Origin of the sequence: Blastococcus saxobsidens, assembly GCF_010682065.1 — a bacterium.
Classification (GTDB): domain Bacteria; phylum Actinomycetota; class Actinomycetes; order Mycobacteriales; family Geodermatophilaceae; genus Blastococcus; species Blastococcus saxobsidens_B.
The window spans coordinates 1-24,809 of record NZ_JAAGWG010000002.1; the positions used below are offsets into that span (position 1 = coordinate 1).

Here is a 24,809-nt window from a genome sequence, read left to right on the forward strand (position 1 = left end):
GTCGGAATGGATGCCGTCAGACAGCTCCACCCGACCCGGAGGTCGCTCCCACGTCAACAACGGTCCTGCTCAGTACATCTAGGACGCGCCCAGCCCACGCCGAGAGCGCCGGTTCCCGATAGGGGCCGGCGCTCTCGTCGTTCCGGGCCGCTGACTGCGGCGGGCCAGGCGTCCGACGGAACCTGGACTGAGCGCCGGCTCGCGAGCGGCAGAGCTAGGCCGTCACCCGCTCGACGTCGAAGACGCCCTCGACGTTGCGCACCGTCTGCAGCACGGCGCCCAGGTGCGCCGGGTCGGCCAGCTCGAAGGTGAACCGGCTGATGGCCACGCGGTCGCGGCTGGTCTGCACCGAGGCGGACAGGATGTTGACCCGCTCGTCGGCCAGCGCCTTGGTGACGTCGGACAGCAGCCGGTGCCGGTCCAGCGCCTCGACCTGGATCGCCACGAGGAACACCGACCCCGGCGACGACGCCCACTCGACCTCGACCAGACGTTCAGGCTTGCTCTGCAGGTCCGCGGCGTTGGTGCAGTCGGTGCGGTGCACGCTGACCCCGCCACCCCGCGTGACGAAGCCCAGGATCGAGTCGCCCGGCACCGGCGTGCAGCACTTGGCCAGCTTCGCCCAGACGTCGGACATGCCGTGGACGATGATCCCCGGGTCCCCGCTGGCCGACCGGCGGACCGCCGGGCGCCGGGTCGGGATGGCGGTCTCGGCAATGTCCTCCGCCGCGCCCTCGCTGCCGCCGAGGGCGACCATGAGCTTCTCGACCACCGACGCCGCCGACAGCTGGTTCTCCCCCACCGCCGCGTACAGCGCGGTGACGTCGGCGAAGCGCAGGTCCTTGGCCAGCGTGGAGAGTGCCTCGCCGCCCAGCAGCCGCTGCAAAGGCAGCCCGGCCTTGCGCATGGCGCGGGTCAGCGCCTCCTTGCCGGCCTCGACGGCGTCCTCGCGGCGCTCCTTGGTGAACCACTGGCGGATCTTGGTCCGCGCCCGGGACGAGCCGACGAAGGTCAGCCAGTCCTTGGACGGCGCGGCGTTGGGCGACTTGGAGGTGAAGATCTCCACGACGTCGCCGTTGGTGAGCTTGCTGTCCAGCGACACCAGCGACCCGTTCACCCGGGCGCCGATCGTGCGGTAGCCGACCTCGGTGTGCACCGCGAAGGCGAAGTCCACCGGCGTCGACTCGCCCGGCAGGCTGACGACGTCGCCCTTGGGCGTGAAGACGAAGACCTCCTGCGGCCCGAGGTCGTAGCGCAGGGTCTCCAGGAACTCGCCGGGCTCCTGGGCCTCGCGCTGCCAGTCCAGCAGCTGGCGCAGCCACAGCATGTCGTCGGGCGTGCCGGGCTTGGCCGGGGCGCCGAACTCACCGGCGCTGGGCTTGCCCCCGACCCGGGCCTTCTCCTTGTACTTCCAGTGCGCGGCGATGCCGAAGTCGGCGGTCCGGTGCATGTCGTGCGTGCGGATCTGCAGCTCGACGGGCTTGCCGTGCGGGCCGATGACCGTCGTGTGCAGCGACTGGTACATGTTGAACTTCGGCATGGCCACGAAGTCCTTGAAGCGGCCCGGCACCGGCTGCCAGTGCGCGTGCATGATGCCGAGCGCGGCATAGCAGTCGCGCACCGAGTCCACCAGGATCCGGATCCCGACCAGGTCCCAGATGTCGGTGAAGTCCCGGCCGCGGACGATCATCTTCTGGTAGATCGAGTAGTAGTGCTTGGGCCGACCGGTGACGACGGCCTCGATCTTCGCGGCCTTGAGCTGGTCGCTCACCGCAGAAGTGACCTCGGCGAGGTAGGTGTCCCGGGACGGCGCCCGCTCGGCGACCAGCCGGACGATCTCGTCGTACCGCTTCGGGTAGAGCGTGGCGAACGCGAGGTCCTCCAGCTCCCACTTGATCGTGTTCATACCCAGCCGGTGGGCCAGCGGGGCGAGGATCTCCAGCGTCTCGCGCGCCTTCTTCTCCTGCTTCTCGGGCGGCAGGAAACGCAGCGTGCGCATGTTGTGCAGCCGGTCGGCGAGCTTGATGACCAGCACCCGCGGGTCGCGGGACATCGCGATGATCATCTTGCGGATCGTCTCGGCCTGGGCGGCGTCGCCCAGCTTCACCTTGTCGATCTTCGTGACGCCGTCGACCAGGTGGGCGACCTCTGAGCCGAAGTCGGTGGTGATGGTCTCCAGCGTGACGCCGGTGTCCTCGACCGTGTCGTGCAGCAGGGCCGCGATCAGCGTCGTGGTGTCCATGCCCAGGCCGGCGAGGATGGTGGCGACGGCGAGCGGGTGGGTGATGTAGGGATCACCGCTCTTGCGCTTCTGGGAAGCGTGCGCCGCCTCGGCGACGTCGTAGGCCCGCTGCAGGAGCGCGAGGTCGGCCTTCGGATGGCTCTGTCGGTGCAGCACAGCCAGCGGCTCGAGCACCGGGCGGACGAGCCCGCTGCGCTGCCCGGCGACGATCCGGCGGGCCAGCCGGTCGCGCACGCGGCGACGCGGGGCGCCGGACTCCGGGTCGACCGGCTCGGCGCCGACGTCGTCGGGCCGGCGCACCACCGGGCGTTCCGGGAGCGGGCTGCGCACCGGCAGCGGACCGGGCGGGCCGGCGACTGCCCCCTGCTCCGCGTCGACCGGGCCGGGCCGCGCGGGAGCCGCGTCAGCGGCTACTTCGGAGGCCACGGCTGCTCCTGCAGGCTCGAGGAGGGGGGACCCTCACCATGCTAGCGGCAGCTCCGGCCCCATCGCCGGGCGCGCGGGCCGTCTCCCTCGGTCAGGTGGCCCAGAGGGCGTGCACCGTGTGCGGGGCCACCCGCTGCCGGCCGCCGAGGGCGGGGAGCTCCACCACGACCGCCACCGCCGACACCACACCGCCGAGCTGCTCGACCAGGCCCACCGCCGCAGCCAGGGTGCCACCGGTGGCCAGGACGTCGTCGACGACCAGCACCCGCTGACCCGGCCGGATCGAGTCGGCGTGCATCTCCAGGGTGGCCGTGCCGTACTCCAGCGCGTAGTCGGCGGCGATCCGCTCGCGCGGCAGCTTGCCGGCCTTGCGAACGGGGACCACCCCGACGCCGGTCTCCAGCGCCACGCCGGCGGCCAGCAGGAACCCGCGCGCCTCCACCCCGACGACCACGTCGAAGGCGTGCTCACCCGCGCGCGAGTCGGCCAGAGCCGCCGCCCGCGGATCCGACGAGGACGCCGCGGCGAGCCCCTCCACGACCCGGCGGAACGCCGGCCCGTCGGCGAAGACGGGCGTGAGGTCCCGGAACAGCACCCCGGGCTCGGGGTGGTCCGGGACGTCGACCGTGAGCCCGGCGATCAGCTCGTCCAGCGGCTGGACCACCACGCCGTCGCTCACCGGCGGCGCTTGCCGGCGGGGCCGGTCTGCCCACCCCGGCGCTGCGGCCGGGCGCCCGGCCGGGGCGCCGCGGTGGCACCGCGGGCCGGCTCCGGGCGAACCGTGGACGGCGACTCGACGACCACGTCGGCAGCCACGGCCTCCGGCAGCTCGTCCACGGCCACGGATCCCGCGGCACGGCGACGGCGGGCGCTGGCGACCGGCCCGGCCGGGGCACCGCCCGTGCGGGCGGCGGACGCCCGTCGGGCCAGCACCCGGCGGCGCAGCGCCACCATCTCCGGCTCCCGCTCCTTGAGGTCGGCCACGATCGGCGTCGCCAGGAAGATCGAGGAGTACGTGCCGGCCGCCAGACCGACGAACAGCACCAGCGCGAGGTCCTTGAGCGTGCCCACGCCCAGCAGCCCGGCGCCGACGAAGAGCAGGCCGGCAACCGGGAGCAGCGCGATCACCGACGTGTTGATGGAGCGCATGAGCGTCTGGTTGACCGCCAGGTTGGCCGCCTCGCCCCAGGTCATCCGCGCGCTCTTCTCCAGGTCCTTGACGTTCTCGTCGACCTTGTCGAAGACGACCACGGTGTCGTAGAGCGAGAAGCCCAGGATGGTGAGGAACCCGATGACCGTCGACGGGGTCACCTCGAAGCCGATCAGCGCGTAGATACCGGCGGTCACGAGGATGTCGTGCACCAGGGCCGCCATGGCGCCGATCGCCATCTTCGGCTGGAAGCGCACCGCGAGGAACAGGGTCACCGCCAGCAGGAAAACCACCAGGGCGAAGATCGCCTGGTCGGTGATGTCGTTGCCCCACTCGGCGCTGACCGACTCCGGGCTCACCTGGTTCGGCGCGATGCCGGCGGTGTCGGCCAGCGCCTCCACCACGGCGCGCTCGCCGTCGTTGTCCAGCTGCTCGGTGCGGATCAGCAGCTCGTTGCCGCCCACCACCTGGGCACTGGCGACCTGGGCGCCGGCGTCCTCGGCCGCGGTCCGGGCCTCCTGGAGCAGCGATGAGTCACCGGGCAGCCGGAAGCTGTTGCCGCCGGCGAAGTCGATGCCGAAGTTGAAGCCCCGGAAGACCATGGTCAGCAGGCAGAGCAGCACGACGACCGCGGTGATGCGGTAGATCAGCCGGCTCCGCCCGACCACGTCCAGCCCGGCCTCGCCGTTGTAGAGCCGGTGGGCCAGGCTCCCGGGCCGGCGTCCGGCCCCGGGAGCGGGTGAGGGCTCCGCGCCGCCGTCGCCACCCGGGTCCTGCGGCAGGCCGGCGTCGGCGAGCGCGTCGTCCCCGGCGGTTCCCAGGGCCTCCTCCGGCGTCGTCTCCACCGGCGTCGTCTCCACCGGCGTCGTCTCCACCGGGTCGGTCGGGCGGGTCATGAGGTGCTCCTGTCCTGGCGGCCGGTCGCGGTCGCGCCGGCCCCGACGAGCTCGCGTCCGCGCCGCGGCGCCGCGGTACCGGCCCGGCGGGTGTGCTCCACCTGGCCGAGGCCGGAGAACCGGTTGGTCCCGAACGACCTGACCCGCGACAGCACCGCCATGAGCGGATGGGTGAAGAGGAAGACGACGATCAGGTCCAGCACCGTGGACATGCCGAGGGTGAAGGCGAAGCCCTTCACGTCCCCGATGGCCAGCAGGTAGAGGATCGCCGCCGCGAGGAAGCTCACCGCGTCGGCCGACAGGATCGTGCGCCGGGCGCGGACCCAGGCCCGCGGGACCGCCGACCGCAGCGAGCGACCCTCCCGGATCTCGTCCTTGAGGCGCTCGAAGTAGACGACGAAGGAGTCGGCGGTGATGCCGATGGAGACGATGAACCCGGCGATGCCGGCCAGGCTCAGCGTGAAGCCGATCTCGCGGCCCAGCAGGATCAGGCAGCCGTAGACGACCACCGCGGACAGCAGCAGGCTGGCGATCATGACCAGGCCCAGCAGGCGGTAGTAGAACAGCGCGTAGACGAAGACCAGCGCGATCCCGATCGCGCCGGCGATCAGACCGGCCTGGAGCTGCTCCTCGCCCAGCTCGGTCGAGATCGACTGCGCGGTGGCCTGGGTGAAGGTCAGCGGCAGCGCGCCGTACTTGAGCTGGTTGGCCAGCTCGGTGGCCGACTCCTGGTCGAAGCTGCCGCTGATCGTGGTCTGACCGTTGATGGCCGCCTGGATGACCGGCGCGGAGATCACCCGGCCGTCGAGGGTGAACGCGACGTTCTTGCTGATGTTGTTCGCGGTGTAGTCCGCCCAGATCGACCGCCCTTCGGACTTGAAGTCCAGGAGCACGACCCAGCTGCCGTCGGTCGGGTCGGTCGCCGCGCTGGCGTCGTCGATCTCGGTGCCCTCGATGATCGTCTGGCCGAGCAGGTACTTGGCGGAGCCGTCCTCGCTGCAGGTGGCGACGAAGTCGTCCGCGCGGGACAGCTCACCGGTGACGTTCTCCGCCTCGCAGGTCAGCGTCGCGAAGTCCGCGGCCGCCTCCTCCTCGGTGACCAGCGGGGCGTCGGCGTCGGGCAGGGCCGGGTCCTCCACCGCACCGTCGGTGTCGGTCGGCTCCGCTGCCCCGTCGGTGCTCTCCGCGGCGTCGCCGTCGGTACCTCCGTCGGCGGTCTCCGGGTCGGTGGCCCCCTCGGCCCCGTCGGCGCCCTCGGTCGGCTCGGCCGGCTCCTCGGCGGGAGCCGCCGGCTCGGGACCGGCGATGACCGGCCGGAACCGCAGCTGCGCGGTGGCCCCGAGCTCGCGGGCCTGCTCGCCGTCGTCACCCGGCACCGAGATGATGATGTTGGCGTCGCCCTCGGTGACGACCTCGGCCTCGGCGACGCCGAGGCCGTTCACCCGCTGCTCGATGATCCGGCGGGCCAGCTCCAGGTCCTCGGGGGCCGGCGCCTGGCCGTCGGGGGTGCGTGCGGTCAGGGTGACGGTGGTGCCCCCGCGCAGGTCGAGCCCGAGCTGCGGCGTGCGGGTGTCACCGACGAAGAAGACCAGCCCGTAGATCAGGGCGATGATGGCGACGAGCGCGGCGAAGTACCCGCGCGCCGGAGCCGGGCGGTTGGCCACGGACGTCCCCCGGTCAGACGGTGCCGTCGGCCGGGCGCGAGCGGTCGTCGTCGACCACCTGCGTCCCGTCGGCCGGCTGACGGACCTCGAGGACGGCCTGGCGGGCGAAGGTGACCACGACACCCGGAGCGATCTCCAGGTCCAGGGTGGTCTCGCCCAGCCCGGCGACCGTGCCGTGCAGCCCGCTGGTCGTCATGACCGGCGTCCCCACCGTGAGGGCGGCCTGCATCGCGGCGTTCTGCTCCTGCATGCGCTTGCGCTGCCGCGCGGGCAGGACGAACAGCACGACGGCCAGCAGGGCCAGCATGATCAGCGGGAAGTACTCCACGACAGGTGTGCCTCTCTTCCGCGACTGGTGCTCCGCGGTGGGTGCGGTCCGGGAGGATCCGCTCGGGTACGTCGGCACCGGCGCGCGCGGCGACCAGACGGGACGCGCACGGCCCGGCCTGCGAGTTGCGCGCCAGCGTCGGGGAGTCTAGGCGTCGAACAGGGGTTCTGACGACGACCCCGGGGCGTGTGGGTCCACTGTGACCCGGCCGAGGGGGACGCCGCCCCGTGGCAGCGGGTACCCGAGGTGCTGCCAGGCCGCCTCGGTGGCCACCCGGCCGCGCGGGGTCCGGGCGAGCAGCCCGGCGCGGACGAGGAACGGCTCGCACACCTCCTCGACGGTGTGCGGCTCCTCCCCCACGGCCACCGCGAGCGTCGCCACGCCGACGGGGCCGCCGCCGAACTTGGCGACCAGCGCCTCGAGCACGGCGCGGTCGAGGCGGTCCAGGCCCAGGTGGTCGACCTCGTACAGGGCGAGCGCGGCCTCGGCGACCGCGCGGGTCACCCGGCCGTCGGCCTCCACCTCGGCGTAGTCGCGCACCCGGCGCAGCAGCCGGTTGGCGATCCGAGGTGTGCCCCGCGACCGCCCGGCGATCTCGGCCGACCCCTCGGGGGTCAGCTCGACCCCCAGCAGCTCGGCGCTCCGGGCGAGGACCAGCTGCAGCTCGGCCGGCTCGTAGAACTCCATCTGGCCGACGAACCCGAAGCGGTCCCGCAACGGCCCGGTGAGCAGACCGGCCCGGGTGGTGGCACCGACCAGGGTGAACGGGTTGATCTCCAGCGGGATCGCGGTGGCCCCAGGGCCCTTGCCGACGACGACGTCGACCCGGAAGTCCTCCATCGCCATGTACAGCAGCTCTTCGGCCGGCCGGGCGATCCGGTGGATCTCGTCGATGAAGAGCACGTCGCCGGGCGCCAGGTTGGACAGCATCGCGGCCAGGTCGCCCGAGCGCTCGATCGCCGGACCGCTGGTGATCTTCACCGAGGTGCCGAGCTCGGAGCCGATGATCAGCGCGAGGCTGGTCTTGCCCAGCCCGGGCGGACCCGACAGCAGGACGTGGTCGGGGGCGCGGCCGCGGCGCTTGGCCCCCTCGAGGACCAGCGCCAGCTGCCGGGCAACCTTCGGCTGCCCGATGAAGTCGTGCAGGGAGTGCGGGCGCAGCGCCGACTCGACGACGCGCTCCTCGTCGCCGGCCTGCGGGGAGACCGCCCAGTCCTGGCCGGCGTCACCGGCGAGCTCGCCGGTGAGCGACCGGTCGAACGGCGCGCTCACGAGCGGCCCAGCAGCTGGAGCGCCTGGCGCAGGAGGACCGCGACCTCGACCGAGCCGGTGGCGGCGATCTGCTCGTCGGCGACCGGGGCGAGCTGGCCGAGCGCCGTGTCGGCCTCCTTGGCCGACCAGCCCAGACCGACCAGTGCGGCGGTGAGCTGGTCGCGCCAGGGGGCCACCGGCGTGACCGGCGGGAGACCGGCGGGCGTGTCCAGCTGGGTGTCGGTGGTCGTGGAGCCCAGCCGGTCGCGCAGCTCGAGGATCAGCCGCTCCGCGCCCTTCTTGCCGATGCCGGGCACCTGCATGAGGGCCTTCACGTCGGCCATCGAGACCGCCCGGCGGACCTCCCGCGGCGGGTGGATGGCCAGCACCGCCTGGGCCAGCCGTGGGCCCACCCCGTTCGCGGTCTGCAGCAGCTCGAACAGCTGCCGCTCGTCGTCGTCGGCGAAGCCGTAGAGGGTGAGCGAGTCCTCGCGGACGATCAGGCTGGTGGCCAGCCGGGCCGACTCCCCCACCTGCAGGCGGGCGATCGTGCCGGGGGTGCACTGCACCGCGAGACCGATGCCGCCCACCTCCACGACGGCGCCGTCGGGTGACACAGCCGCCACCCGGCCGCTGACACTGGCGATCATCGGGCCGCCACCCCCTGCGAGCGCGGCAGGGTGCGCTGCACGACCGGGGCGCCCAGGCCACCGGCGAGCGCCGCGGACCGCAGCCGCTGCTGCGCCGGGCCGCGCCACGCGTGGCAGACCGCCAGCGCCAGCGCGTCGGCGGCGTCGGCCGGCTTGGGGGCGGCGGAGAGCCCCAGTACCCGGGTGACCATGAGGGTGACCTGCTCCTTGTCCGCGCGGCCGTTGCCGGAGATGGCGGCCTTCACCTCGCTGGGCGTGTGCCAGGCGACCGGCCGGTCGGCCTGCGCCGCCGCGAGCGCGGCGACACCGGCGGCCTGCGCGGTGCCGGTGGCCGTGCCCTTGTTGTTCTGGGTGAACACCCGCTCGATGGCGACGACGTCGGGGCGGTGCTCGCGCAGCAGCGTGGTGACGGCGGTGTGCAGCTCCAGGAGCCGCAGCTCGAGGTCGAGCTCCGGCATCGTGCGGACGACGCCCACGCCGATCGCCGTCGGCCGCGCGCCGGGACGACCGTCGACCACCCCCCACCCGCACCGGGTGAGGCCCGGATCGATGCCGAGCACCCGCATGGAGAAACCTTCCGCCGACCGAACGCCTGTTCGACCTACGCTAACCGGACCCGCCGATGATCGTCCGCGCAACACGCCCGCCGCGGCCCGTGGCGGTCACCCGACGCCGAGGGCGATCAGCGGCCGGGCCGCCGGGTCCAGCCACCGCAGCAGCGCCGTCAGGCTCCCGGCGTCGATCGCCACGCAGCCGGCGGTGGGCGCGCCGTTGCTCACGTGCAGGAAGAACGCCGAGCCCGCACCCGGGGTGCCGCCGCGGTTGTAGTCGATGACGACGGCCTGCGGGTACATCGGCTCGTCGAACAGGTTCTCGGCCGCCGCCTCGTCGAAGTCGCAGGTACCGCGGGCGCACTCGGCGTAATGGTTGTACCGGGGGCTGCGCACGTCCGAGACCCACCAGTCGTCGCCGTCCACCAGCCGGTACGGCAGGGCGGTGCCCGGGTTCCCGGCCCGCCCGAAGGCCTCCGTCAGGGAGAACGTGCCGGCCGGGGTCCGGGTGGTCGTCTCGCTCGCCCGCCCGATGCCGGCCGAACCGATGCGCGCCGTCATCGGTCCCAGGACGGGTCGCCAGCCCTCCGGCCCGCGCTCCCAGGCGGTCAGCTGGGCGCTGGTCGACCGCGCGGACGGCGCGACCACGGTCACGACCTGGGCCGAGCCACCCGGATCGAGCCCGAGCGGCAGCGTCGCCCCCGCCGGCGCCGCGGCCGCGGGGGCGGCCGGCGACGGGCCGCCGGTGCGGGCGGGCGCGGGGCCGGCGGGCGTGGACCGGGTGCCAGGCGCGCCGCCGGCCGATGCCGCCGCTGCCGTGGCCGCTGCGGCGGCTGCCACCTGCGCCTGCGCGGCCGCCTCCGCGGCTGCCTCCGCCTCCGCGGCTGCCTGCGCCGCGCGCTGCGCGGCGGTCCCGTAGCCCAGCGGGTGGCCGACGGTGAGCCGCTCGACGGCCACGGCGACGCTCGGCGGGACCGGCGCCGTCCATCCGGCGGTCCGCGTGGTCACCGCACCGGCCTGCGCGGGATCCGTCGTCCCCGGCGGTGACGTCCACACGCCCAGCGTCAGCGTCGTCACCCCGAGCACGGCCACTCCGCGGAGCACCCGCCCCACGCGCCGTCCCGTCGTACCCGCCACCCGTGCGCCCCCGTGCTCGCCGTCGCGGGGGCATGCGGCCCCGCGACGGCAAGCTAGCACCGCGAACGGCGCCGTCGCGATGCGCAAGTCGCCACGCCGTGGCCGATGGGAGATGTGTGGCAGATGTGACCGGCGCGGTGCCGCTCGAGCGGCTCAGGCGTCGGCGGTGACCTGCTCCATGACCTCGTCGGAGACGTCGTAGTTCGCGTAGACGTTCTGCACGTCGTCGAGGTCCTCGAGGGCGTCGATCAGCTTGAACACCTTGGCCGCGCCGTCGGCGTCGAGCTGCACCTGGACGCTGGGCAGGAAGCCCATGTCGGCGGAGTCGTACTCGATGCCCGCGTCCTGCAGCGCCGTGCGCACGGCCACCATGTCGCCGGGCTCGCTGACGACCTCGAACGTGTCACCGAGGTCGCGGACCTCCTCGGCGCCGGCGTCGAGGACGGCCATCAGCACGTCGTCCTCGGTGTGACCGGCGGCCGGAACCACGACGACGCCCTTGCGGGAGAACAGGTAGGACACCGAGCCCGGGTCGGCCATGTTCCCGCCGTTGCGGGTCATCGCCGTGCGCACCTCCATGGCCGACCGGTTCTTGTTGTCGGTCAGGCACTCGATGAGCACCGCCACGCCACCGGGGCCGTAGCCCTCGTAGGTGATGCCCTGGTAGTCGACGCCGCCGGCCTCGAGGCCACCGCCGCGCTTGACCGCGCGGTCGATGTTGTCGTTGGGCACCGAGCTCTTCTTCGCCTTCTGGACGGCGTCGTAGAGGGTCGGGTTGCCGGACAGGTCGGCGCCGCCGGTGCGGGCCGCGACCTCGATGTTCTTGATCAGCTTGGCGAAGAGCTTGCCGCGCTTGGCGTCGATGCCGGCCTTCTTGTGCTTCGTCGTCGCCCACTTGGAGTGGCCACTCACGACTGTCCCCTCTCGTCCCCGGCGGCCCCGTGATGGGCGCGGCCGGCCCTCTCCGCCAGGCGACGGCGCACGATGTCGACGAACAATGCGTGCACCCGGCGGTCCCCGGTCAGCTCGGGGTGGAAGCTGGTGGCCACCACGTTCCCCTGGCGGACCGCGACGATCCTACCGTCGGCCGCACCGCCGACGACCCGGCCGAGCACCTCGACCCCCTCCCCGGCCTCCTCCACCCAGGGGGCACGGATGAAGACGGCGTGCAGCGGACCGCCGTCCAGGCCGGCCAGCTCCACGCGCGACTCGAAGGAGTCCACCTGCCGGCCGAAGGCGTTGCGGCGCACGGTGACGTCCAGGCCGCCGACCGTCGGCTGGTCCGCCGGGGCGTCCAGCAGCCGGTCGGCCAGCAGGATCATGCCGGCGCAGCTGCCGTAGGCGGGCAGGCCCGCGCGGACGGCGGACCGCAGCGGTTCCATGAGCCCGAACCGGTCGGCGAGCTTGGCCATGGTGGTCGACTCACCACCGGGCAGCACGATCCCGTCGACGGCGGCCAGCTCCTCGGGACGCCGGACCGGCCGGGCGTCGATGCCCTCGGCGCGCAGGGCGGCCACGTGCTCGCGGACGTCGCCCTGCAGGGCGAGCACCCCGACGACGGGGGCGCCGGCCGTGGCACCCTCCTGCGGGCCGGTCACCAGCCGCGGGTGGCGTACCGCTCGCTGTCGGGCAGCGTCGAGACGTTGATGCCGACCATGGCCTCGCCCAGGCCGCGGGACACCTTGGCGATGACGTCGGGGTCGTCGAAGAAGGTCGTCGCCTGCACGATCGCCGCCGCCCGCTGCGCCGGGTCGCCGGACTTGAAGATGCCCGAGCCCACGAAGACGCCCTGGGCGCCGAGCTGCATCATCATCGCCGCGTCGGCCGGGGTGGCGATGCCGCCGGCGGTGAACAGCACGACCGGCAGCGCACCCAGGCGGGCCACCTCGACCACCAAATCGTGCGGCGCGCGCAGCTCCTTGGCGGCGACGTAGAGCTCGGTCTCGTCCAGGGTGCCCAGCCGCTTGATGCCGGCGCGCAGCGCCCGCATGTGCCGGGTGGCCTCCACGACGTTGCCGGTGCCGGCCTCCCCCTTGGAGCGGATCATCGCCGCGCCCTCGGAGATGCGCCGCAGGGCCTCGCCCAGATCCGTGGCCCCGCAGACGAACGGCACCGTGAAGGCGTGCTTGTCGATGTGGTGGGCCTCGTCGGCGGGGCTGAGCACCTCGGACTCGTCGATGTAGTCCACGCCGAGCGACTGGAGGACCTGCGCCTCCACGAAGTGGCCGATCCGGGCCTTGGCCATGACCGGGATGGAGACGGCGTCGATGATCCCCTGGACCATGTCCGGGTCGCTCATGCGCGCGATGCCGCCCTGCGCACGGATGTCGGCCGGCACGCGCTCCAGCGCCATGACCGCCACAGCTCCCGCGTCCTCGGCGATGCGCGCCTGCTCGGGCGTGACGACGTCCATGATGACGCCGCCCTTGAGCTGCTCGGCCATGCCGCGCTTGACGCGGTCGGTGCCGGTCGCGCCGACGGTCTGCTCGGTGGGAGTGCTCACGGATTCCGCCTCTGGGTCGAGAAAAGCCAGTGGCGGGCCACTCTACGGCCGTCAGCGCGCGGCTCGGTCCGCCCCGTCGGCGTCCTTCGTCACGTTGCCGACCCGGTCGTCGATGTCGAAGTACCGCGGCAGCGTCCGAGCGTGGTGCAGGCGCAGCCACCGCGGGAACCGGCGACCGCGCAGCTCACGGGTGTCCCGCACCGCGTCGTTGTAGAAGCGGCGGGCCAACGCGACCCGCGTCATGGTGCCGTCGAGGTCGGTCCGCAGCGGCTTGGGCACACCCGGGAGGTCGGCCGGCAGCTCGCGCAGCTCCCGGCCCAGCGCGTTCTCCGCCAGTTCCCGGTCGCCGGCCGCGGAGACCCGCGCCCCGGCCGCCGCCGCGGCCAGCCGCGCGGCGACGTCGGGACCGAGGGCCGCAGGGTGGTTGCGCGCGAGCTCCTCGGCCAGGCCCACCCGCCGGCGCAGCTGCGCGTCGAGGGCCCGCCAGGCACGGTCGAGCCGCACCGTCAGCCGGCGCAGCCGGGTCAGCGTCCACCCGGTCCAGGCCAGCAGCACCAGGAGGACGCCGGCGGCGAGCAGCAACCACACCTCGGACGTCACGGGGACCGAGGTTAGCGGCGCCCCCGCCGGATGCGGGGAGGTCGCGCCGCGGTGCCGGTCGGCGGCACGCTCGGGACGTCGTCGTCGGGTCCCACCGTGACCGGGCCGCCACCCGGGGGCAGCACGGTCTCGTAGACGGCGAGGATGCGCCGGGCCAGCACCTGCCAGTCGTACTGCGCGGCCAGCGCCGAGCCGCGCGCGGCGAGCCCGGCCCGGCGCCCGGGGTCGCCGAGCAGCTCCGACAGGGCCCGGCCCAGCGCCGCCGGATCGTCCCGCCGCACGACGACCCCCGCCGTCCCGCCGTCGAGGACGCGGACGAAGGCGTCGAGGTCGCTGGCGACGACCGGCGCGCCGGCGGCCATCGCCTCGATGAGGATCACGCCGAAGGACTCGCCCAGGAGGTTGGGCGCGCAGTAGACGTCGACGCTGCGCAGCAGCGCCGCCTTCTCGGCCTCGCTGACCTCGCCGAGCAGCGTGACGTGCGGGCGCAGGTCCTCCCCCACCATGCGCCAGAGCTCGTCGGCGTCGCCGCGGCCGGCGATGAGCAGCCGCGCGTGCGGGTGGTCGCGGACGACGGTGCGCATCGCGCCCAGCAACACCGGCAGGCCCTTGCGCGGCTCGTCGAAGCGGCCGACGAACCCGACGGCGGGCCCGTCGGAGCCGCGCGGGCGGCCGGTCAGGGTGGGGCCCTCGGCGAAGAAGCCGACGTGCACCCCGTTCGGGATGATCACCGCGTCGCCACCCAGGTGCTCGACCTGCACCCGGCGCGCGAAGTCCGAGACCGCGATCCGCCCGGCGATGCGCTCCAGCCACGGCCGCACGGCCGGCCCGAGCACGACCAGCATCTTCGAGCGGGTGGTCGCTGTGTGGAAGGTCGCCACGATCGGGCCCTGGGCAAGCATGCAGACCAGCAGCGACACCGACGGCGACGACGGCTCGTGCACGTGCACGACGTCGAAGCGGCCCTCGCGCAGCCAGCGGCGCACCCGTGCGGCCGACACCGGGCCGAACTGGACGCTGGCCATCGAGCCGTTGTACGGGACCGGCACGGTGCGGCCGGCGAAGGTGATGAAGGGGTCGGTGATCGACTCCTCGCGCTCCGCGGGGGTCAGCACCTCGACGTGGTGCCCGATCCCGCGCAGCGTCTCGGCCAGGTCGCGCACGTGGTACTGGACGCCCCCGGGGATGTCCCACCGGTACGGGGAGACCAGACCGATGCGCATCAGGCCGGTTCCCGCTGCGGGGAGCGCGGGGCGTCGGCGGGGACGTCGGGCCAGACGCGCCCGAGCATGTGCCAGTCCTCCGGCGCCTGCGCGATGCCGGTGGTGAACGCGTCGGCCACGCCCTGCATCGCGGCGGCCACGGCGGCCCGCGAGCCGTCGGCGACCGGCACCTCCGGGTACACCCGGTGCCGCCAGCCCGGCCCGTCGAACCGGCTCACCACCGGGTGCAGCGCCGCGCCTGTCTCGGCGGCCAGCACCGCCGCGCCGCCGGGCATGGTGGCCGGACGGCCGAAGAACCGCACCGGCACCCCGCCGGCGCCGAGGTTGCGGTCGACCAGCAGGCAGGCCGAGCCGCCGGCGGTCAGCCACTCGCGCAGCACCTCGGCGCTGGGCCGCGGCCCGCCGGTGAGCGGCACGACCCGCATCCCCAGGGACTCGCGGTAGTCGAGGAAGCGCCGGTAGAGCGACTCCGGCCGCAGCCGCTCGGCGACGGTCATGAACGGACCGCCGAGCCAGTCGACGAACCACACCCCGGCGGCGTCCCAGTTCCCGCTGTGCGGCAGGGCGATGATCACGCCACGCCCCTCGTCGCGCGCCTTCTCCAGGTGCTCGACGCCCGGCACGGTCGTGCCGGCGAGGATCCGCTCGGTGCCCAGCGTGGGCAGCCGGAACGCCTCCTGCCAGTACCTGGCGTAGGACCGCATGGCGCGGCCGGTCAGCTCGTCGAGCTCCGGCTCGGTCAGCGTCCCGCCGGTGACCACGCGCAGGTTGGCCCGCAGCCGGCGGACGCCGGCGCCGTCCCGCCCGGCGGCCCAGCCGCCCGCCCGGTCGAACACGCCTCGGGCCACGGGCTCAGGCAGCATCCGGACCGCCCGCCAGCCCGCTGCGTACCCGGTGTCGGTCACCCGGGCGAGCAGTCGTTCCCGGGTGCCGCTCACGGCGCGGTCCGCGCGTCCGCGGCGCCCCGCTTCACCGCCAGCACCCGCTGGGCCACCGTCACGGCGCTGCCGACGAGCAGCACCCACAGCGCGACGTCGACGGCGTACGGGATGCCCAGGCCGGTGAAGCCGGTCCCGACGAGCACCAGGATCAGCCGCTCGGTCCGCTCCACCACGCCGACGTCGCAGCGCAGGCCCATGCCCTCGGCGCGGGCCTTGATGTATGAGGTGAGCACGCCGAGCACGAGGCAGAGCAGCGCCAGCAGCACCAGCAGCCGGTTGTCGCCCGCGCCGGAGTACCACCAGACCAGCGCGCCGAAGATCGCGGCGTCGGCCGCGCGGTCGCCGGTGGAGTCCAGCACCGCGCCGAACACCGAGCCGCCGCCCCGCAGCCGGGCCAGCGCGCCGTCGAGCATGTCGAGCAGCACGAACACCGTGACCGCGAACGCGCCCCAGAACAGGTGGCCGGTGGCGATGAGCCCGGCGGCCGCGGCGACGGCGCCGACTGTGCCGGTGATGGTCACCATGTCCGGGGTGACCCCCACCCGGGCCAGCCGGGCGGCCAGCGGGTTCACCACCTTGGCGACCAGTGGACGGGCGTTGACGCCGAGCACTCAGGCCTCCCGCACCGGGACGGCGTGGTCGGACCACGCGGCGGCGAGCAGGTCGCGGGTCTCGCGCAGCACCTGCGGGAGGACGCGGGTCAGGCCCACGACCGGCATGAAGTTGGTGTCCCCACCCCACCGCGGCACGGCGTGCTGGTGCAGGTGGTCGGCGATGCCCGCGCCGGCCACCGACCCCTGGTTCATGCCGATGTTGAAGCCGTGCGCGCCGGCGACGGCGCGGATGGTGCGCATCGCCGTCTGGGTGAAGGCCCCGAGCTCGGCGACCTCCTCGGCGGTGAGGTCGGTGTAGTCGGGCACGTGCCGGTAGGGCACCACCATCAGGTGCCCGGCGTTGTACGGGTAGAGGTTGAGGACGGCGAACACCGTCGCCCCCCGCGCCACGATCAGCCCCGCCTCGTCGGTCATCGTCGGGATGACGCAGAACGGGCAGTCGTGCGTTCCGGTGGGCTTGCCCTCGCCGCGGATGTAGGCCATCCGGTACGGCGTCCACAGGTGCTCGAAGGCCTGGCCGGGGCTCTGGGCCACGGTCGGGCCGCCGACGACCTCGCTCATCCGGCCACCTGCGGGGTCTCCGCCGTCGGGTCGGCGTTGGTGCGCGCGGCGACCCAGGCCGCGATCTCCTCGACGGCGTCGTCGACCGGGACGCCGTTGCGCTGGCTGCCGTCCCGGAACCGGAAGGACACCGCACCCGCCTCGGCGTCGGTCGCGCCGGCGATCAGCACGAACGGCACCTTCTGCTTGCTGGCGGTGCGGATCTTCTTCTGCATCCGGTCGTCGGAGTCGTCCAGCTCGAAGCGCAGGCCACGCTGCCGCAGCCGGAGGCCGATGTCGTGCAGGTAGGGCACCTGCTCGTCGGTGACCGGGATGCCGACGGCCTGGACCGGTGCCAGCCAGGCCGGGAACGCCCCGGCGTAGTGCTCGGTCAGCACGCCGAAGAACCGCTCGATGGAGCCGAACTTGGCCGAGTGGATCATCACCGGCTGCTGGCGGGTGCCGTCGGCGGCGCTGAACTCCAGGCCGAAGCGGGCGGGCTGGTTGAAGTCGTACTGGATGGTCGACATCTGCCAGGTGCGGCCGATCGCGTCGCGCGCCTGCACCGAGATCTTCGGCCCGTAGAAGGCCGCGCCGCCGGGGTCGGGCACCAGCTCCAGTCCGGTCTCCTTCGCCGCCTCCTCGAGAACGGCGGTGGCCACCGACCACTCCTCCTCGGAGCCGATGAACTTGGCCTGCTTCTCCGGTTCGTCGCCGCGGGTCGAGAGCTCCAGGTAGTAGTCGTCCAGGCCGAAGTCGCGCAGCAGGCTGAGCACGAAGTTCAGCAGGTGCCGGATCTCGCCGGGCGCCTGCTCCGGGGTGACGTAGCTGTGCGAGTCGTCCTGGGTGAGGCCGCGCACGCGGGTCAGGCCGTGCACGACGCCGGACTTCTCGTACCGGTAGACGGTGCCGAACTCGAAGAACCGCAGCGGCAGCTCGCGGTAGGACCGACCGCGCGATCGGAAGATCAGGTTGTGCATGGGGCAGTTCATGGCCTTGAGCCGGTACTCGCTGTTCTCCAGCTCCATGCCGGGGAACATGGTGTCCGCGTAGTACGGCAGGTGACCGGAGGTCTCGAACAGCCCGCTCTTGGAGATGTGCGGGGTGCCGACGTAGTCGAAGCCCTCCTCGATGTGGCGAGCGCGGACGTAGTCCTCCATCTCCCGCTTCACCACACCGCCCTTGGGGTGGAACACGACCAGGCCGGAGCCGATCTCGTCGGGGAAGCTGAAGAGGTCCAGCTCCGCACCCAGCCGGCGGTGGTCGCGGCGCTCGGCCTCGGCGAGGTGCTCCAGGTAGGCCTTGTGCGCGTCCTTGCTCTCCCACGCGGTGCCGTAGACCCGCTGCAGCTGCGGGTTCTTCTCGCTGCCGCGCCAGTAGGCCGCGGCCGACCGGGTGAGGCTGAACGCCGGGATGTTCGAGGTGCGCGGCAGGTGCGGGCCGCGGCACAGGTCGGTCCAGACCCGCTCGCCGGAGCGGGCGTCGAGGTTGTCGTACATGGTCAGCTGGGCGCCGCCGACCTCGACGTCGGCGCCCTCGGCGTCACCGGCGCCACCCTTGAGGCCGATCAGCTCGAGCTTGTACGGCTCGTGCGCGAGCTCCGTCTGCGCGTCGGCGTCGCTGATCTCGCGGCGGGCGAAGTGCTGCCCGGCCCGGACGATCTCGGTCATCTTCTTCTCGAGGGCTTGCAGGTCCTCGGGGGTGAAGGGCCGCTCGGGGTCGAAGTCGTAGTAGAAGCCGTTCTCCACCGGCGGGCCGACGCCCAGCCGGGTCCCGGGGAAGAGCTCCTGGACGGCCTGGGCCAGGACGTGCGCGGCGGAGTGCCGGATGACCGCGCGCCCCTCGGCGCTGGCCGCCGGGACGGGTTCCACCTCGGCGTCGGCATCCGGGGTCCAGGCCAGGTCCTTGAGGTCACCGGTGGCCAGGTCACGGACGACGACGGCGCCGTCGGCACCCTTGAGCGGCACCCCGGCGTCCTTGAGCGCCTGCTGCGCCGTCGTCCCGGCCGGCACCCGCAGGGATCCGACGGCGGTGGGCGAGGGCGGGGTCGACACGAGAGCGCTCCAAGAGTGGTGGGGTGGGACGAGAGTGCGAGGAATGGGCGCCCTGAGCCTAGTGCGCGACCGCCCTCACCCCGGGACGACTTCCAGTCCGGCCGCGACCGCACCGCGCCGGCCGAGCACCTCGGCCACCCGCTCGTACGTCACCGGGTCGGCCGGCCGCACGGTCACCGCGTCGTCGCCGAGCTCGATGGTCAGCGGTACGGCCTCGGCCCGCGTCACGGCGAACCGGCCGCTGGGCCCCTCGGTGAAGGTGAACCGCGCGGCGACGGAGTCCTCCGTGGGGTAGCCGCGGGTGGCGTGCTCGGCGAGGTGGTTGCCGAGGCCGTGGGCCACCCACTCCCCCGCGATCTGCCCGAAGGGCTGGACGACGTGCGCGTGGTGGCCCAGCACCAGGTCCACGTCCGGGGAGGCGAGCAGCGTCCGGGCGGCGGCCACCTGGGTGTCGGACGGGTCGTTCCGGTACTCCTGGCAGCAGTGCAGGCTGGCGACGACGATCTGCGCGCCGGCCGCCCGCGCGCGGGCCGCGGCGGCGAGCATCCCGGCCACGTCGGGCAGCGCGGCGACGTCGACCGACCAGTTCCGGCCCGCCGGCAGCGGCACCCCGTTGAGGCCGAAGGTGGTCGCGACGTGACCCACGGTCACCCCGGCGACGTCGACCAGCGTCGGCCGGGTGCTCTCCGCCGCGCTGCGGTACGTGCCGGTGTGCGCGATGCCGGCCGCGTCGAGGACGTCCAGGGTGCGGGTGAGCCCGTCGAACCCGGCGTCCAGCGAGTGGTTGGACGCGGTCGAGCACAGGTCGTAGCCCACCCCGGCCAGCGCGTCGACGATCTCCGGCTGCACCGCGAAGCTCGGGTACCCCCGGTAGGGGCCGCCCGGGGGTGCGACGGGTGTCTCCAGGTGGCAGACGGCGAGGTCGGCGTCACCGATCAGGTCGGCGACGGGCGCGAACACCCGGCTGAAGTCGTAGGAGCCGTCCGGCTGCGCGGCCCCCGCGGTGAGCGCCCGGTCCTGGTGGACGAGGACGTCGCCGGTGGCCACCAGCGTGATGCTCCGCGGCTCCGGTTCGGGCTCCGGCGCCGGCGGCTGCTCGGACTGCCCGGTGGCGGCCGGCTGCCGCGGCCCGTCGCCGGCGTCGGCGCCGCACCCGGCGAGCAGCAGCAGCGCCGTGGCGAGCACCCCGAGCCGTCCGCGTGTCACGGCCGCAGGCTAGAGCAGGACGGCGTCCCCGACGGCGATCCCGCCGGGCCGCCGCACCTCGGCGTAGACGCCGAGGCAGTGCTTGGGCGTCCGGGTGACGTGCAGCTCGGCGTCCCCGATGCGCACGGTGCGCCCCACCCACGTGCGCTCGTCGTCGTCGGGGAGGTCGAGCAGCACGTTGGCCCGCGGGTCGTCGGCGGAGCAGCCCTCGGGCACGTCGCCCAGTTCCGCCCGGTCGATCGCCTGCCGGGAGACCAGGTGCACCGCCGCGGCGTCGGCCGCCGAGCCGCCGGGCGCGGGCTCGATCCGCACCGGCCGGCCGAGCGCCCCGGTGACCGTCCGCTCGTCGCTCACCGGGTCCCCGGTCGGCGTGAGGCCGGCCAGCCCGGGCGCGTGCTTGCCCCGCAGCACCTCGCCACTGCCTGCGTCCACGACGGTCCACGCCCGGTCGCCCTCCGGTCCGGCAGGCCCCAGCTGGACCCGGTCCAGCGGCGTTCCGCCGAGCGACTTGACCGGGTAGATCCAGATCCCGGCGACCCGGCCCGTCGTCGCCTCCGCTGCCGTCACGGCCCTGACCCTAGGCGGGGACGCCGGGCAGCGTGGCGCCCCGACGGAGGAGCCGGCGCACCTGGGCGTCGAGGTAGGGGCGGGCTCGACGCTGCCCGCCGAGGCGGGCGATGGCGGCCGACAGCGCGGTGAGGACCCGGCCCAACCGGTCGACGTCGACCGGCCAGCCCCGCCGCTGGCACTCCTCCAGCCACTCCACCGGGCTGCGGTGCCCGCGCTCGCCGTTGCAGCGCCCGCAGGCCGCCACCTCGTTCTCCAGCCAGGAGGGGCCGCCCTTCACCCGGGGGACGACGTGCTCGGTGGTGGGCCGGACCTGCCCGGCGAAGGGCCGGCCGCACCAGATGCAGGTCGAACCGTCCCGCTCGAGGATCAGCAGCAGCCGGGCCGCGCGATCGGGCTGGGCGCTCACCTCTCCCATGGTCCCGCGTTCCGGGAGGGCGCGCCGGGCGACGGATTCCGGCGATGAGTTCCGGGCGCAGCGCAGGTCACAGCTCCGGGAGTGCCCGAGGAGCGGAGCGCTCGTGCCCGGAGGAGACCCATGGCCAAGCTCGTCTACTCGATGATGACGTCGCTGGACAGCTGCACCGCCGCGACCGAGGGCGACCTCGACTGGGGGGCCGCCGACGACGAGGAGGTGCACACCTTCATCGGCGACACCTTCCGCGACCTCGGCACGTACCTCTACGGCCGGCGCATGTACGAGACGATGGTCTTCTGGGAGACCGCGCACACCGATCCCGACGCGCCGGCGCACGTCGTGCAGTACGCGCGTGACTGGCAGGCCGCCGAGAAGGTCGTCTACTCCACGACGCTGGAGCAGGTGTCGAGCGAGCGGACCCGGATCGAGCGGACCTTCGACGCCGACGCCGTCCGCCGCCTCAAGGACGCCGCCGACTCCGACCTCAGCGTGGAAGGACCGACGCTCGCCGCCCAGGCGATCGCCGCCGGGCTGGTGGACGAGTACCACCTCTTCCTCACCACGAGCGTGGTCGGTGGCGGCACGCGCTTCTTCCCCGACGGCGTGCGCCTCGACCTCGACCTGGTCGAGCAGCGGGCCTTCGCCAGCGGGCTGATCTACGCGCGCTACCGGACCCGCTGAGACCTCCCGGTCCCGGACACGACGAAGGGCCAGGTTTCCCCCGTCTCCGGGTTCACCTGGCCCTTCGGCCGGTGGGCGATACTGGGTTCGAACCAGTGACCTCTTCGGTGTGAACGAAGCGCTCTACCACTGAGCCAATCGCCCGTTGCGCGTCCGATTGTGCCAGACGCTCATCGCCAGAGCGGCACCCACCCCGGCACCCAGTCGGGGACTCCCATGAGGTGCAGGGTGACCACCAGGACGCCGTAGACGAACGCCGCCGTCGCCAGCGCGATGAGCAACCGGACCCAGACCGGCTGCCCGCCCACCCAGTCGGTCCACCGCTTGACGTGGTGCTTGGTGAACTCCAGCAGCCGCTCGGCCCAGGTGAACTCGCTGGCCAGCACGAAGAGGCCGGCGATCACGGTGAGCCAGCCCGGCCCCGGCAACGGGATGGTAACCAGTCCGACGGCGACGACCAGCCCGCCGACGACCCCCACGCCCACCCGGTAGCCGTGGTTCAGGCTGCGCTTGGCGGCCAGGCGGCGGCGCCAGCCGGCCTCCGCCACGCGCTCCCGCAGGCTGTGCGTGTCGTCGGAGTCGTACCGCGCCCGTCGCTCGTCGGAGGTCTCGGCCGCGGGCCGGGAACGGTCGACCGGTGTCGCCGTGGTCTCTTGTCCGCTCAGCTGGTCACCTGCCCGGTCGCGACGACCTCCGTCGGGGCCGACGGAGCCTGTCGACCGGGCTCGATGCTGATGCCGTATCCGGAGAAGTCGTTCCCGGTCGCTCCGGAGCCTACGGTTTCGACGCCGATCTGTGACCCAGCGACGTCGAACTCACCCAGGGGCACTGGCGCTTCCTCGCCGAGACCCCACAGCACGTAGATCTCCGACGACGCGTCGTTGCGGCTCAGGCCGTCGGTGACGACGCGGACGCCGTCCTCGCGGACGACCACGGTGGCGACATCCCGCTCACCGGTGCTGAGGGGCACGACGGTCGAGGTGCCGGGCTCGGTCAGCTCGGCCACGACCTGCTCCTGCGCGGCCACGGTTGACCGCAGGTCGTCGCGCGACTGGCTCAGTGCGACGGTCCACCCACCCAGGCCCAGGACGGCGGCCACGGCGGCGGCGGCCAGCACGCGGGTCAGCACGGGACGGCCCGCCGCGCGGCGGCGGAGCGGGACCGGCTGCGGGCCGGCCTGCTCTGCGGCGCTCACGGCGATCACGGGAGCCCGCGCGCCGGCGGGCCGCGGCGGCACCTGCTCGGTCGTCTCCACGGCGGCCCGGAGCCGCTCCCGCAGACCCGGGGAGGGCTCGGCCGCGGGCAGGTCCCGCGCCATGGCGGCCATCGCCTCGGAGGTGTCGGCGATCGTTCGCGCGCAGCGTTCGCAACCGGCGAGGTGGCGGACGAACTCCGCTTCGTCCTCGGGCTCGAGCGCGTGCAGGGCGTACCCCACCGCCAGCTCGTCGTAGGCGTGCTCGCCGGTCATCGTGCCGTCCCGTCCAGGGGCGCGATGTCGTCCAGGGCGCTGCCACCGCCCTGGGCGGACAACCCGCCCAGCTCTGCCTTCAACCGGCGCATCCCGGCAAGCATCCGTGTCTTCACCGTGCCGAGAGGGGTCCCGGTCAGGGCCGCCACCTCCCGCTGCGTGTACCCGCCGTAGTAGGCGAGGGTCAGCGCCTCGCGCTGCGGCGTGGGCAGCACCCCGAGCGCCGTCCGCACCTGGTCGGCCACCACGCGGGACCAGGCGTCGTCCTCCACGTCGCGGGTCGCGACGGGGGCCTCCAGCACGGCGGCGTCCTCGGCGCGGGACTGCCGGCGCCGCTGGGACTCCTCCCGGCGGACGGCGTCGACCGCCTTGTGGTGCACGACGGCCAGCAGCCAGGACGCGAAGCTGCCCCGGGCGCCGTCGTACCCGCTGGGATCCCGCCACACCCCGAGGAAGACGTCCTGCAGCACGTCCTCGGCCAGGCCGTCGTCGGCGAGGATCCGACGGGCCAGGGCGAACGCGGGACGCCGGAACCTGTCGTAGAGATCGTCGACGGCGCTGCGGTCACCCGCGCGGATACGCCGGAGGATCTCGACGTCTTCGTCGCCGTCCTCCGGCCGGCGCACCGGTCGGCTCACGGCTCCCATCGTCACACGAGGTGTTCGCAACGACCTAGTCCGGCGGTTCAGCCCGCCCTCCGTGGGACTGATGTGACGCCTGTGACGGGTGTGGAGGGTGTGAGTCGACTTCTTGGCAGGACGTCACTTCCGAGCCCCCCCGTCGTTGACCTGACATGACGAGCCGATGGACCCCCGGTCACATCACCCCCATCACTCTTCAGCTGGTCGGCCCGCAGTCCTGGACCGAGGTCCCGGCGCTGCTCTGCTACGACCCGTCGGACCCCTTCGCGGTCCGCATCGCCTTCGGCGAGGTGGACGACCCGGACGCCGGCGACGGCGACGAGGGCATCGCGTGGCTGGTCGGGCGTGAGCTGCTGGCGGCCGGCCTGGAGCGCCCCGCGGGCGACGGCGACGTGCGCGTGTGGCCGGCCCACACGGCCAGCGACGTGCTGTTCCTCCACCTGCGCGCCCCGTCGGGCGAGGCCCTGTTCGAGCTGTCCCGCGCGACCGTCGCCGCCTTCCTCCGCCACACCGAGGCCCTCGTGCCGTCGGGCTCGGAGGCCTCGCTGCTACACCTGGACCAGGAGCTCGACGCTCTGCTCTCGAACGGTGGACCGGACGCGACGGGTCGCTGACCTGCGGAAAGACTCCGGCGGTCGCCACCGGGGAAGGTCGGGGGGACCCCCCCCTCGAACCCCCTCCGGACGTCCGCTAGAGTTCTTCTCGTAACGCGGATGTGGCTCAGTGGTAGAGCATCACCTTGCCAAGGTGAGGGTCGCGGGTTCGAATCCCGTCATCCGCTCGGAACCGCGGGCCCTGGTCGGAAGACCTGGGCCCGTGTGTGCGGTGGAGTGGCCGAGAGGCGAGGCAACGGCCTGCAAAGCCGTCTACACGGGTTCAAATCCCGTCTCCACCTCGTCTCCTCTGCGGAGCACGAGCGTGGAGGTGGGTCCGGTCGCGAGGCCGGAACGGGCGATTGGCGCAGCGGTAGCGCGCTTCCCTGACACGGAAGAGGTCACTGGTTCGATCCCAGTATCGCCCACCAGCAGCACCCGGGACCCCAGGACGCCGACGGCGCC

Annotated in this window: 26 protein-coding genes and 4 tRNA genes; 5 read left to right on the forward strand and 25 right to left on the reverse strand. The window is 73.7% G+C overall.

Going from position 1 to position 24,809, the window contains the following annotated elements:
• Nucleotides 1–214: 214 nt before the first annotated feature.
• The 21 genes from GCU60_RS01080 to GCU60_RS01180 all read right to left on the reverse strand — a co-directional run bounded on the left by GCU60_RS01080 (nt 215) and on the right by GCU60_RS01180 (nt 20,952).
• Nucleotides 215–2,668, reverse strand: a complete 2,454-nt coding sequence (locus tag GCU60_RS01080) for a RelA/SpoT family protein (protein WP_163201797.1) — start codon at nt 2,666–2,668, stop codon at nt 215–217.
• Between the two features lie 91 nt (nt 2,669–2,759).
• Nucleotides 2,760–3,347 carry an adenine phosphoribosyltransferase gene (locus GCU60_RS01085; RefSeq protein ID WP_163201798.1) on the reverse strand — a complete coding sequence of 196 codons (588 nt, stop codon included), beginning with the start codon at nt 3,345–3,347 and terminating at the stop codon, nt 2,760–2,762.
• Nucleotides 3,344–4,714, reverse strand: coding sequence for a protein translocase subunit SecF (secF, locus tag GCU60_RS01090; RefSeq protein ID WP_163201799.1), 1,371 nt, complete (start codon nt 4,712–4,714; stop codon nt 3,344–3,346). The genes GCU60_RS01085 and secF overlap by 4 nt, the downstream gene beginning before the upstream one ends.
• Entirely contained in the window at nt 4,711–6,378 is a 1,668-nt protein-coding gene (gene secD, locus GCU60_RS01095) for a protein translocase subunit SecD (RefSeq protein ID WP_163201800.1), read from the reverse strand. Before secD ends, secF begins: the two co-directional genes overlap by 4 nt.
• A gap of 13 nt (nt 6,379–6,391) precedes the next feature.
• Nucleotides 6,392–6,706, reverse strand: a complete 315-nt coding sequence (yajC, locus tag GCU60_RS01100) for a preprotein translocase subunit YajC (protein ID WP_345770308.1) — start codon at nt 6,704–6,706, stop codon at nt 6,392–6,394.
• Between the two features lie 147 nt (nt 6,707–6,853).
• Entirely contained in the window at nt 6,854–7,978 is a 1,125-nt protein-coding gene (ruvB, locus tag GCU60_RS01105; protein WP_163201801.1) for a Holliday junction branch migration DNA helicase RuvB, read from the reverse strand.
• The gene (gene ruvA, locus GCU60_RS01110) at nt 7,975–8,607 is read right to left on the reverse strand and encodes a Holliday junction branch migration protein RuvA (RefSeq protein ID WP_163201802.1); all 633 of its coding nucleotides are present in this window, start codon (nt 8,605–8,607) and stop codon (nt 7,975–7,977) included. The genes ruvB and ruvA overlap by 4 nt, the downstream gene beginning before the upstream one ends.
• The gene (gene ruvC / locus GCU60_RS01115; protein ID WP_163201803.1) at nt 8,604–9,173 is read right to left on the reverse strand and encodes a crossover junction endodeoxyribonuclease RuvC; all 570 of its coding nucleotides are present in this window, start codon (nt 9,171–9,173) and stop codon (nt 8,604–8,606) included. The genes ruvA and ruvC overlap by 4 nt, the downstream gene beginning before the upstream one ends.
• Before the next feature lie 96 nt (nt 9,174–9,269).
• A complete protein-coding gene (locus tag GCU60_RS01120) occupies nt 9,270–10,271 on the reverse strand; it encodes a L,D-transpeptidase family protein (RefSeq protein ID WP_163201804.1) in 1,002 nt (333 codons plus the stop codon).
• Nucleotides 10,272–10,448: 177 nt separating this feature from the next.
• Nucleotides 10,449–11,207 carry a YebC/PmpR family DNA-binding transcriptional regulator gene (locus GCU60_RS01125; RefSeq protein WP_163201805.1) on the reverse strand — a complete coding sequence of 253 codons (759 nt, stop codon included), beginning with the start codon at nt 11,205–11,207 and terminating at the stop codon, nt 10,449–10,451.
• A complete protein-coding gene (pdxT, locus tag GCU60_RS01130; RefSeq protein ID WP_163201806.1) occupies nt 11,204–11,893 on the reverse strand; it encodes a pyridoxal 5'-phosphate synthase glutaminase subunit PdxT in 690 nt (229 codons plus the stop codon). Before pdxT ends, GCU60_RS01125 begins: the two co-directional genes overlap by 4 nt.
• Nucleotides 11,890–12,798 carry a pyridoxal 5'-phosphate synthase lyase subunit PdxS gene (gene pdxS, locus GCU60_RS01135; RefSeq protein WP_163201807.1) on the reverse strand — a complete coding sequence of 303 codons (909 nt, stop codon included), beginning with the start codon at nt 12,796–12,798 and terminating at the stop codon, nt 11,890–11,892. The genes pdxT and pdxS overlap by 4 nt, the downstream gene beginning before the upstream one ends.
• A gap of 51 nt (nt 12,799–12,849) precedes the next feature.
• Entirely contained in the window at nt 12,850–13,398 is a 549-nt protein-coding gene (locus GCU60_RS01140) for a hypothetical protein (RefSeq protein WP_163201808.1), read from the reverse strand.
• An 11-nt stretch (nt 13,399–13,409) separates the two neighbouring features.
• Nucleotides 13,410–14,621, reverse strand: coding sequence for a glycosyltransferase family 4 protein (locus tag GCU60_RS01145; RefSeq protein WP_163201809.1), 1,212 nt, complete (start codon nt 14,619–14,621; stop codon nt 13,410–13,412).
• Nucleotides 14,621–15,559, reverse strand: a complete 939-nt coding sequence (locus GCU60_RS01150; protein WP_163201810.1) for a phosphatidylinositol mannoside acyltransferase — start codon at nt 15,557–15,559, stop codon at nt 14,621–14,623. Before GCU60_RS01150 ends, GCU60_RS01145 begins: the two co-directional genes overlap by 1 nt.
• Nucleotides 15,556–16,173: a phosphatidylinositol phosphate synthase gene (gene pgsA / locus GCU60_RS01155; protein WP_163201811.1), complete on the reverse strand. Its 618-nt coding sequence runs from the start codon at nt 16,171–16,173 to the stop codon at nt 15,556–15,558. The genes GCU60_RS01150 and pgsA overlap by 4 nt, the downstream gene beginning before the upstream one ends.
• Nucleotides 16,174–16,737, reverse strand: a complete 564-nt coding sequence (locus GCU60_RS01160) for an HIT family protein (RefSeq protein WP_163201812.1) — start codon at nt 16,735–16,737, stop codon at nt 16,174–16,176.
• Nucleotides 16,734–18,770, reverse strand: coding sequence for a threonine--tRNA ligase (gene thrS / locus GCU60_RS01165; protein ID WP_163201813.1), 2,037 nt, complete (start codon nt 18,768–18,770; stop codon nt 16,734–16,736). The genes GCU60_RS01160 and thrS overlap by 4 nt, the downstream gene beginning before the upstream one ends.
• Before the next feature lie 75 nt (nt 18,771–18,845).
• Nucleotides 18,846–19,976, reverse strand: a complete 1,131-nt coding sequence (locus tag GCU60_RS01170; protein ID WP_345770309.1) for a CapA family protein — start codon at nt 19,974–19,976, stop codon at nt 18,846–18,848.
• Between the two features lie 9 nt (nt 19,977–19,985).
• Nucleotides 19,986–20,543 (reverse strand): MOSC N-terminal beta barrel domain-containing protein, encoded by a 558-nt coding sequence (locus GCU60_RS01175; protein WP_163201814.1) that lies wholly within the window; start codon nt 20,541–20,543, stop codon nt 19,986–19,988.
• 10 nt (nt 20,544–20,553) lie between these two features.
• The gene (locus GCU60_RS01180) at nt 20,554–20,952 is read right to left on the reverse strand and encodes an HNH endonuclease (protein ID WP_345770310.1); all 399 of its coding nucleotides are present in this window, start codon (nt 20,950–20,952) and stop codon (nt 20,554–20,556) included.
• Between the two features lie 129 nt (nt 20,953–21,081).
• Between GCU60_RS01180 and GCU60_RS01185 the strand changes: the two genes are divergently transcribed.
• A complete protein-coding gene (locus GCU60_RS01185; RefSeq protein WP_163201816.1) occupies nt 21,082–21,642 on the forward strand; it encodes a dihydrofolate reductase family protein in 561 nt (186 codons plus the stop codon).
• Nucleotides 21,643–21,714: 72 nt separating this feature from the next.
• Here the strand turns inward: GCU60_RS01185 and GCU60_RS01190 are convergent.
• The 4 genes from GCU60_RS01190 to GCU60_RS01205 form a co-directional block, all read right to left on the reverse strand.
• Nucleotides 21,715–21,786: transfer RNA gene (locus GCU60_RS01190), tRNA-Val, on the reverse strand.
• 26 nt (nt 21,787–21,812) lie between these two features.
• Nucleotides 21,813–22,190: a TIGR02611 family protein gene (locus GCU60_RS01195; protein ID WP_163201817.1), complete on the reverse strand. Its 378-nt coding sequence runs from the start codon at nt 22,188–22,190 to the stop codon at nt 21,813–21,815.
• Nucleotides 22,191–22,303: 113 nt separating this feature from the next.
• Nucleotides 22,304–23,110 carry an anti-sigma factor gene (locus GCU60_RS01200; RefSeq protein ID WP_163201818.1) on the reverse strand — a complete coding sequence of 269 codons (807 nt, stop codon included), beginning with the start codon at nt 23,108–23,110 and terminating at the stop codon, nt 22,304–22,306.
• On the reverse strand, nt 23,107–23,757 hold the full coding sequence (locus GCU60_RS01205; RefSeq protein WP_204261200.1) for a sigma-70 family RNA polymerase sigma factor: 651 nt from the start codon (nt 23,755–23,757) through the stop codon (nt 23,107–23,109). Before GCU60_RS01205 ends, GCU60_RS01200 begins: the two co-directional genes overlap by 4 nt.
• A 146-nt stretch (nt 23,758–23,903) precedes the next feature.
• Here GCU60_RS01205 and GCU60_RS01210 point away from each other — a divergent pair, with 146 nt between their 5' ends.
• From GCU60_RS01210 to GCU60_RS01225, 4 genes are all read left to right on the forward strand, one after another.
• Entirely contained in the window at nt 23,904–24,365 is a 462-nt protein-coding gene (locus tag GCU60_RS01210; RefSeq protein WP_163201820.1) for an SsgA family sporulation/cell division regulator, read from the forward strand.
• Nucleotides 24,366–24,460: 95 nt separating this feature from the next.
• Nucleotides 24,461–24,532, forward strand: a tRNA-Gly gene (locus GCU60_RS01215).
• A 43-nt stretch (nt 24,533–24,575) separates the two neighbouring features.
• Nucleotides 24,576–24,646 (forward strand) — tRNA-Cys (locus GCU60_RS01220).
• Nucleotides 24,647–24,700: 54 nt separating this feature from the next.
• Nucleotides 24,701–24,775, forward strand: a tRNA-Val gene (locus GCU60_RS01225).
• Nucleotides 24,776–24,809 lie beyond the last annotated feature (34 nt).